This window comes from Streptomyces bobili (assembly GCF_002154575.1).
Taxonomy (GTDB): Bacteria; Actinomycetota; Actinomycetes; order Streptomycetales; family Streptomycetaceae; genus Streptomyces; species Streptomyces bobili.
Window position 1 is genome coordinate 1 of sequence record NZ_MUBA01000479.1, and the last position, 8,955, is coordinate 8,955.

The following is an 8,955-nucleotide window of genomic DNA, read 5'->3' on the forward strand; positions in this document are numbered from 1 at the left end:
GGTGCGTGGCTGCTCGGCGGCGCCGGGACACACGCCCCGCCGCAGCCGTCGGCCGCCGAGGCCGGTCCGGGCGGCGCCGACCCGCGGTCCGCGCCCGCTCTGCCGCCCTCCCCGCCCGACCGGATCCGCATCCCGTCGATCCGGGTCGACGCCCCCCTGACGGGCCTCGGCCTGACGCCGTCCGGCAGCCTCGACGTGCCGCCGGCCGCCAGGAAGAACCTCGCCGGCTGGTACGAGTCCGGCGCCACCCCGGGTGAGACGGGCACCGCGATCGTCGCCGGGCACGTCGACAACGCCGACGGTCCCGCCGTCTTCTACGACCTCGGCGCCGTACGCAGGGGCGCCACGATCGAGGTGGACCGGCGCGACGGCGGGGTCGCGGTGTTCACCGTCGACGCGGTCGAGGTGTACGACGCCCACGCCTTTCCCGACAAGAAGGTGTACGGGGCGGCTGCGCGGGCCGAGTTGCGGGTGATCACCTGCGGCGGCGGATACTCGCGGGCAACCGGTTACCGGGGGAACGTGGTGGTGTTCGCACATCTGACGGGGAGCCGGTGAGGTCCGGTGACACGTGCCCGCCGGCCCGGCCTGATCCACCTGATCCGAACGAGAGGCCCTAGCCCGGCACCCCGTGGGACGCGGTCGCCTCGTCGAGGAGGTTCTCCCGGCCCCATGCCCCCAGCGGACCCAGTGCCTCGTTCAGGGACTCGCCGCGGGCGGTGAGGGAGTACTCGACCCTGGGCGGCACCTCGTCGTACTCCTCGCGGTGCACGATGCCGTCGGCCTCCAGCTCCCGCAGCTGCGCCGCGAGCACCTTCTCCGTCACGCCCGGCAGTGCGCGCCTCAGCTCGCCGAAACGGTACGGCCGCTCGTGCAGCGCCCAGAGGACCAGCACCTTCCACTTCCCGCCGATGACATCCATCGCCGCGTCGATCCCGCAGACGTACGCCCCCGGTCGCCGGCCGATCGCCATACCCGTCCCCCACCCTGCCTGGATGCTTTCCCGGCGGTAACCACCCACTCCCAAGTACGTACTTGAGCAGGCCGGTTGCCACCGACGAGCCTAGTCCCCATGAACGACAACACCTCCTCCCCGACCACCGCACCCGTTTCCACCGCCGCCCCCGGCACCACTCCCACCCCCGTCACCCTTCTCGGCGCGGGCGCCATGGGGACCGCGCTGGCCCGCGCCTGGCTGGCCGCCGGGCACCCGGTGACCGTCTGGAACCGCACTCCCGTCCGCGCCGAGCTGCTGGCCGCCGAGGGTGCCGTCGTGGCCGCGAGCCCGGCGGAGGCCGTGGCCGCCGGACGGCTGGTGGTCCTGTGCCTGCTGGACGACGCGTCCGTCGGCGAGACCCTCGACCGGGCCGACCTCACCGGCCGCGATCTGGTGAACCTCACCACCGGCACCCCGGCCGAGGGCAGGAAGCGGGCCGCCTGGGCAGCCGAGCGCGGCGCCCGCTTCCTGGACGGCGGCATCATGGCCGTACCGCCGATGATCGGGGCCGCGGACAGCGGAGGCTACGTCTTCTACAGCGGTTCCTCCGAGTTGTTCGAGGAGCACCGCGCCACCCTCGCCGTGCCCGCCGGGACCGAGTACGTGGGCGCGGATCCCGGCTTCGCGGCGCTGCACGACGTGGCGCTGCTGAGCGCGATGAGCGGCATGTTCGCGGGTGTCCTGCACGCCTTCGCCCTGATCCGGCGGGAGGACATCGCCCCCGGCGACTTCGCCCCGCTCCTCGTGTCCTGGCTCGGCGCGATGGCCCCCATGGCCCACCAGACGGCCGCGCAGTTGGAGAGCGGCGACTTCACCAAGGGTGTGGTGTCCAACCTCGCCATGCAGGTCGCCGGCAACGCCACCCTGCTGCGCACGGCCGAGGAGCAGGGTGTCAGCCCCGAGCTGCTCACGCCGTACATGGCGCTGATGGAACGACGCCTGGCGGACGGACACGGGGAGGAGGACACGACGGGGGTCGTGGAGCTGCTCGCACCGCGAAAGGGCTGACCCCCTGCGAAACGCTCAGCCGGTGTACGAGGCGAGCGTGCCGCGGCGCCGGACGTCCAGGGTCGCGCAGTGGAAGGAGCCCATCCTCAGCCGCCCTTCGGTCGCCTTGGTCAGCGGTTCGTCACCGACCGGGTACCCGGCGTCGACGAGCCCTCACCGGGCGCTTCGGCAGCCCCCGGACCGGCCGCCCCCACTTCCGCGCCCTACGCCAGCCACTGCTCGTACGCCAGGTTCGCCACCAGCGCGAACACGACCGTCAGCAGCACGATCCGTACGAAACCGCTGCCCTTCTTCAAGGCCGTGCGGGCGCCGAGCATGCCGCCCGCGAGGTTGAAGGCGGCCATCGGGAGCGCCAGTTGCCACAGGACCGCGCCCTGCCAGGCGAACATCGCCAGGGCGCCCGCGTTGGTACAGCAGTTGACGATCTTGGCGGTCGCGGAAGCGGTCACCAGATCGAGGTGGAGGACGGCGGTCAGCGCGAGAACGAGGAAGGTGCCGGTGCCGGGGCCGATGAGTCCGTCGTAGAAACCGATTCCGAGACCGGCGAGGCCGATCGCGGCGAGGACACGGCGTGGGCCGGCCGGGCCGATGGCGGGGGCGGTGCCGAAGGCCGGGCGCAGGATCACGAAGGCGGCGACCCCGAGCAGCACCACCATGATCACCGGCTTGAGGACGTCGGTGCTCATCCCCGCCGCGAAGAAGGCGCCCGCGGAGGATCCGGCGAGCGCGGCGAGGCCGATCCGTACGGCCACTCCCACGTCGACCGGCGCCTTGCGGGCGTAGGTCACCGCCGCGCCGGAGGTGCCGACGATGGCGACCGCCTTGTTGGTGCCGAGGGCGTGCGCGGCGGGGGTACCGGCCGGCAGGCCGAGCAGCAGGACCGGCAGCAGGAGGAGCCCGCCCCCGCCGACCACGGCGTCGATCCAGCCGGCCGCGAGGGCGGCGAGGCAGAGGACGACGACCATGGTCAGGGATATGTCGGGCATGATCGCGACCCTAGGGACCGGATACATGGTTCGTCCATCGAACTGAGCCAGTTCTGAGCTTCGCGCCGGTCGGAGGGGGCCCACGAGCACGCACGGCACCCGTCAGCCCCCGCGGCGGGCAGGCGGAATCTCACACGGCGCCTCCCGCGCACCCCGGGAACCCTCACATCCCGGCCGCGCCCCCGCTGAGGGCAGCGTTCCTCGCGGGAAACAACGGTGATGCGGCCGGGTAACCTCCGCACCGCACGCTCGACGGCATGACCTCGAATAAGCGTGTGGTGGTGATCGGAGCCGGCCTGGCGGGCGCACGCCTCGCCCGGCGGCTCGGTGAGCTGGGCACGCCCGCACTGCTGATCGGCGAGGAGGAGCACCGGCCGTACAACCGGGTCCTGCTCGCCGAGGTGCTGGCCGGCCGGTTCGCCCCCGAGGTGATCGCGCTGCCCGCGCCCGCCGAACTCGTCCGGGCCCGGGTGACCGGGATCGACCGTGAGCGGCGCAGCCTGGCCTGCGCGGACGGCTCGGAGATCGCATACGACACGCTGGTGCTGGCCACCGGCTCCAACCCGGTGCTGCCGCCGCTGCGCGGACTGTTCACGCCGGACCACGAACTGCCGGAGGGCGTCCACGCCTTCCGCACGATGGACGACTGCCTGGGGCTGTCGAAGGCGGTCCGGCCGGGCGTGCGGGCCGTCGTCATCGGGGGCGGGCTCCTCGGGGTCTCCGCCGCCCGCGCGCTCGCCGTACGGGGTGCGCAGGTGGTCCTCGCCCAGCAGTCCGAACGGCTGATGGAGCGTCAGCTCGACCCGAACGCCTCGGGTCTGGTGCTGCGGCACCTGCGGGACCTGGGCGTCGAGGTGCACACCGAGTGCCGGGTCCGCGACGTGCGCTGTGTCGGCGGCGCGGTCCGCTCGGTGGAGATGGCCGACGGCTACGCCCTCGACGCCGACCTGGTGGTCCTGGCGTGCGGGGTCCACCCGCGCACCGGACTCGCCAAGGAGGCCGGACTCGCCGTCCACAAGGGCGTCCTCGTCGACGACGAACTGCGCACCTCCGACCCGCACATCCGCGCCATCGGGGACTGCGTCCAGCACGGCGGCGAGGTGTACGGCCTCGCCGCGCCCGCGCTCGAACAGGCCGACGTACTGGCGGAGTTGCTCGCCGGAAGGACCACGGCCCGCTATTCGGGGACGCGTTCCCTCACCCGGCTCACGCTGGCCGGGGACGGTTCGCTGGACCTCGCCGCGTTCGGCGAGACCGAGGCGCTCCCCGGCGACGACGTCGTGCAGCTCGCCGACGCCACCCGCGGCACCTACCGCAAGGTCGTCGTCCGCGACGACCGCCTGGTCGGCGGTGTGCTCGTCGGCGAACTCGGCACCGTCGGCGCGCTCGCCCGCGCCTGGGAGGGAGCAGAGCCGCTCCCCGACCACGGCCCTCTGCTCCACCTGCTCACCAACGACGGAGGCTCCTGAATGACCGCCACCCCGGGGGCCACCCCCACGATCGTCCTCGTCGGCCACGGCATGGTCGGCCAGCGTTTCCTCGAGGCGCTCGCCGAGCGCGGCCTGACCGCCACGCACCGCGTGGTCGTGCTCTGCGAGGAGCCGCGTCCCGCGTACGACCGCGTCCAGCTCACCTCGTACTTCTCGGGGAAGACGCCCGAGGAACTCTCCATGACGGACATGGAGTTCATCAAGGACCACGGCATCGAGCTGTACGTCGGCGACCCGGCGGAGACCATCGACCGTGACGCCCGCAAGGTGACCGCCCGCTCGGGTCTGGTCGTCGACTACGACGTGCTGGTGCTGGCCACCGGCTCCTACCCGTTCGTGCCGCCGGTGCCGGGCAAGGACGCCGAGGGCTGCTTCGTCTACCGCACGATCGAGGACCTCCTCGCGATCGAGGCGTACGCCAAGGCGCGGGCCACGACGGGTGCGGTGGTCGGCGGCGGCCTGCTCGGCCTTGAGGCCGCGGGCGCGCTGAAGGGGCTCGGACTCACCTCCCACATCGTGGAGTTCGCGCCGCGCCTGATGCCGGTGCAGGTCGACGAGGGCGGTGGCGCGGCCCTGCTGCGCACCATCGAGGAGATGGGCCTGAGCGTCCACACGGGCGTCGGCACCCAGGAGATCGTGACGGACGCCTCGGGTGCCGTCACCGGCATGAAGCTGTCGGACGGCTCCGAACTCGCCGCCGACCTGGTGGTGTTCAGCGCCGGTGTCCGCCCCCGTGACCAGCTGGCCCGCGAGTCGGGACTGACGGTCGGCGAGCGCGGCGGCATCGCGGTCGACGAGCAGTGCCGTACGGTCTCCGACCCGCACGTCTTCGCGATCGGCGAGTGCGCGCTGGCCGCCGACGGCCGGGTCTACGGCCTGGTCGCCCCCGGCTACGAGCAGGCCGAGACGGCCGCCGCGACGATCGCCGCCGACGAGACCGAGCAGTTGTCCTTCACCGGCGCCGACCTGTCCACCAAGCTGAAGCTGCTCGGTGTGGACGTGGCCTCCTTCGGTGACGCGCACGGCACCGCCGAGGACTGCCTCGACGTGGTGTACTCCGACTCCCGCTCGGGCCTGTACAAGAAGCTGGTCATCGGCCGCGACGGCACCCTGCTCGGCGGCATCCTGATCGGCGACGCGGACGCCTACGGCACCCTGCGCGCCCTGACCGGCTCGGTCCCGCCGATCTCGCCCGAGTCGCTGGTGCTGCCCGCCGGGGCCGGCGGCGGCGCCCAGCTCGGCCCGTCCGCCCTGCCCGACGAGGCGGTCATCTGCTCCTGCCACAACGTCACCAAGGGCACCATCCGCGGCGCGGTCACCGAGCACTCCTGCACGACCGTGCCCGAGGTGAAGAAGTGCACCAAGGCCGGTACCGGCTGCGGCAGTTGCGTCAAGATCCTGGGCCAGCTCGTCACCGCGGAGCTGGAGGCGAGCGGCGTCGAGGTCGACAAGGGCCTGTGCGGCTGCTTCTCGCAGACCCGCGAGGAGCTGTACGAGATCGTCCTCGCCCTGCGCATCAACACCTACCAGGACATGCTCGACCGCTACGGCCGTGACGGCGCGCGGGGCGGCGACGGCTGCGACGTCTGCAAGCCCGCGGTCGCCTCGATCATCGCCTCGCTGGCCCCCACGATCGGCGCCAGCGGCTACGTCCTGGACGGCGAGCAGGCGGCGCTGCAGGAGACCAACGACCACTTCCTCGCCAACCTCCAGAAGAACGGCTCGTACTCGGTCGTACCGCGCATCCCCGGCGGTGAGATCACCCCCGAGGGCCTGATCGTCATCGGCGAGATCGCCCGCGACTTCGGCCTCTACACGAAGATCACCGGCGGCCAGCGGATCGACATGTTCGGCGCCCGTGTGGAACAGCTCCCGCTGATCTGGGCCCGCCTGGTCGACGCCGGCTTCGAGTCCGGCCACGCCTACGGCAAGTCGCTGCGCACGGTGAAGTCCTGCGTCGGCCAGACCTGGTGCCGCTACGGCGTCCAGGACTCCGTCCGCATGGCGATCGACCTGGAGCTGCGCTACCGGGGCCTGCGCTCCCCGCACAAGCTCAAGTCGGCCGTCTCCGGCTGCGCCCGCGAGTGCGCCGAGGCCCAGTCCAAGGACTTCGGCATCATCGCCACCTCCAACGGCTGGAACCTGTACGTCGGTGGCAACGGCGGCGCCACCCCGCGCCACGCCGACCTCCTCGCCCAGGACCTCGACGACGCCGGACTGATCCGCCTGATCGACCGGTTCCTGATGTTCTACATCCGCACCGCGGACCGGCTGGAGCGCACCTCGACCTGGCTGGAGCGGATCCCCGGCGGCCTGGACCACGTACGGGACGTGGTCGTGGAGGACTCCCTCGGCATCTGCGAGGAGCTGGAGTCCCTGATGACCGCGCATGTGGCGAACTACGCCGACGAGTGGGCGACCACCATCAACGACCCCGAGAAGCTGGCCCGGTTCGTGTCCTTCGTCAACGCGCCGGACACCCCCGACCCGGTCGTCGGCTTCGTCCCCGAGCGTGACCAGATCAAGCCCGATCTGCCGCTGCTCACCATCGGCCACCGTCCCCTGGAAGGGAGCGCCCAGCGATGACCCTGGCACTCGAGACGACCGACCTTAAGGTGCAACTCCAGCTCGGCGAGGACTGGTTCACGGTCTGCGACCTGAGCCTGCTGGTCCCCGGCCGCGGGGTGGCGGCACTCCTGCCGGACGGCCGTCAGGTCGCCCTGTTCCGGGACCGGGCGGGCGAGCTGTACGCCGTGGACAACCGTGACCCGTTCAGCGGCGCGGCGGTCCTCTCCCGCGGCCTGACCGGGTCCGTGCAGGGCCGGCCGTTCGTCGCCTCGCCCCTGCTCAAGCAGCGTTTCGACCTGCGCAGCGGACAGTGCCTGGACGATGACACGGTCAGCGTCGCGACGTACGAGGTGCGGGCGGCGGGCTGAATCACCTTGCTCTGACATCCGGTTACCGGCGGCCTCGGTCCTTGAGGCCGCCGGTAGCCGTTTCCCCGCGTCTCCCTCCGCCGCTGTCCCCGACGTTGGCATTTCCTCGTTACGGTGTGTCCACGACACGGTCACCCGGCGCTCGTAGCGTCCCTGACCGCACGGCCCCGCGTGCCGACCGGCCGCGGGGGTCACGGCACCCCTTGGGAGTGAGCGTGGAACGTCGTACCCTCCTGCGTGCGGCCGTCCTCGGCGGGTCCTCCGCCGTGCTCGGCGGAACCCTGTGGCGCGGCGCCGCGTACGCCGCGCCGGCACAACCCGGCACGAGCCCGTACGGGGCGCTCGGCTCGCCGGACGCGAACGGCATCAGGCTTCCGGCCGACTTCACCAGCCGGGTGATCGCCCGCTCCGGGCAGACGGTGCCCGGCACGTCGTACACGTGGCACAACGCTCCCGACGGCGGCGCCTGTTACACCGACGGCACCGGCTGGATCTACGTCTCCAACTCGGAGATCAACCCGTCCGGCGGGGCGAGCGCGGTGAAGTTCTCGTCCACGGGCACGGTGACGGGCGCGTACCGCATCCTGTCCGGCACGCGGCAGAACTGCGCGGGCGGGAAGACCCCGTGGAACACCTGGCTCTCCTGCGAGGAGGTGTCCCTCGGTTATGTCTACGAGACGGACCCCTGGGGCGTGAACGCGGCCGTGCAGCGGCCGGCGATGGGCCGCTTCAAGCACGAGGCCGCCGCCGCCGACCCGGTGCGCAAAGTGGTCTACCTGACCGAGGACGAGACGAACGGCCGCTTCTACCGCTTCGTGCCGACGACGTGGGGCAGCCTGGCCTCCGGCACGCTCCAGGTGATGGTCGCGGGCAGCGGCACGTCCGGCTCCTTCAGCTGGGCGAACGTCCCCGACCCGGACGGCTCCCCCACCACCACCCGCACCCAGGTCTCCGGCTCGAAGTCCTTCAACGGCGGCGAGGGCTGTCACTACGCCGACGACACGGTCTGGTTCACGACCAAGGGCGACAACCGGGTCTGGCAGCTCAACCTCACGAACAACACCTACGAGCTGGCCTACGACGACTCCCTGGTCACCTCCGGCACGGCCCCCCTCACCGGGGTCGACAACATCACCGGCTCCGCCTCCGGTGACCTGTTCGTCGCGGAGGACGGCGGCTCCATGGAGATCTGCATCATCACGCCGGCCGACGTGGTCGCCCCGTTCCTCCGCATCGACGGCCAGTCCGCCTCGGAGATCACCGGCCCGGCCTTCTCCCCCGACGGCACCCGGCTGTACTTCTCCAGCCAGCGCGGCACGTCGGGCAGCTCGTCCGGCGGGATCACCTACGAGGTGAGGGGCCCGTTCCGGGCATGACCGTCCGTCAAGGTGCCGAGCACCGGCCCTCATTGAAAGGAACCTGACAGCCGGGGGGTGGAACACGGCCGGACGGCGGCTCGTTACTCGCCACGAAGTGTCACAGCAGCGGTGTGCCGGGGTCTCCGTGCGTTTCCGGTCCCCCGGCACACCGCTGCTGTG

General features: G+C 72.1%; 8 protein-coding genes. 6 read left to right on the forward strand and 2 right to left on the reverse strand.

Annotated features, from left to right (window positions below; genetic code table 11):
* Window positions 1-558: class F sortase (locus BZL64_RS30810; RefSeq protein WP_107430374.1), on the forward strand; the 558-nt coding region annotated here is incomplete at its 5' end.
* 58 nt (window positions 559-616) lie between these two features.
* On the opposite strand, the gene BZL64_RS30815 is transcribed toward BZL64_RS30810, so the two are convergent.
* On the reverse strand, window positions 617-973 hold the full coding sequence (locus tag BZL64_RS30815) for a winged helix-turn-helix transcriptional regulator (protein ID WP_086772431.1): 357 nt from the start codon (window positions 971-973) through the stop codon (window positions 617-619).
* Window positions 974-1,072: 99 nt separating this feature from the next.
* On the opposite strand from BZL64_RS30815, the gene BZL64_RS30820 reads away from it, so the two are divergent.
* Window positions 1,073-2,005 (forward strand): NAD(P)-dependent oxidoreductase, encoded by a 933-nt coding sequence (locus BZL64_RS30820; protein WP_086772432.1) that lies wholly within the window; start codon window positions 1,073-1,075, stop codon window positions 2,003-2,005.
* Window positions 2,006-2,208: 203 nt separating this feature from the next.
* On the opposite strand, the gene BZL64_RS30825 is transcribed toward BZL64_RS30820, so the two are convergent.
* Window positions 2,209-2,991, reverse strand: a complete 783-nt coding sequence (locus tag BZL64_RS30825; RefSeq protein WP_086772433.1) for a sulfite exporter TauE/SafE family protein — start codon at window positions 2,989-2,991, stop codon at window positions 2,209-2,211.
* A 257-nt stretch (window positions 2,992-3,248) separates the two neighbouring features.
* On the opposite strand from BZL64_RS30825, the gene BZL64_RS30830 reads away from it, so the two are divergent.
* The 4 genes from BZL64_RS30830 (at window position 3,249) to BZL64_RS30845 (ending at window position 8,793) form a co-directional block, all read left to right on the forward strand.
* Window positions 3,249-4,460 (forward strand): NAD(P)/FAD-dependent oxidoreductase, encoded by a 1,212-nt coding sequence (locus tag BZL64_RS30830; RefSeq protein WP_086772434.1) that lies wholly within the window; start codon window positions 3,249-3,251, stop codon window positions 4,458-4,460.
* Window positions 4,461-7,067, forward strand: a complete 2,607-nt coding sequence (gene nirB, locus BZL64_RS30835) for a nitrite reductase large subunit NirB (protein WP_086772435.1) — start codon at window positions 4,461-4,463, stop codon at window positions 7,065-7,067. It abuts the gene before it with no gap.
* Window positions 7,064-7,417 carry a nitrite reductase small subunit NirD gene (nirD, locus tag BZL64_RS30840; RefSeq protein ID WP_086772436.1) on the forward strand — a complete coding sequence of 118 codons (354 nt, stop codon included), beginning with the start codon at window positions 7,064-7,066 and terminating at the stop codon, window positions 7,415-7,417. Before nirB ends, nirD begins: the two co-directional genes overlap by 4 nt.
* A gap of 215 nt (window positions 7,418-7,632) precedes the next feature.
* Complete coding sequence (locus BZL64_RS30845) at window positions 7,633-8,793, forward strand: alkaline phosphatase PhoX (protein WP_086772437.1); 1,161 nt, start codon at window positions 7,633-7,635, stop codon at window positions 8,791-8,793.
* Window positions 8,794-8,955: the final 162 nt, after the last annotated feature.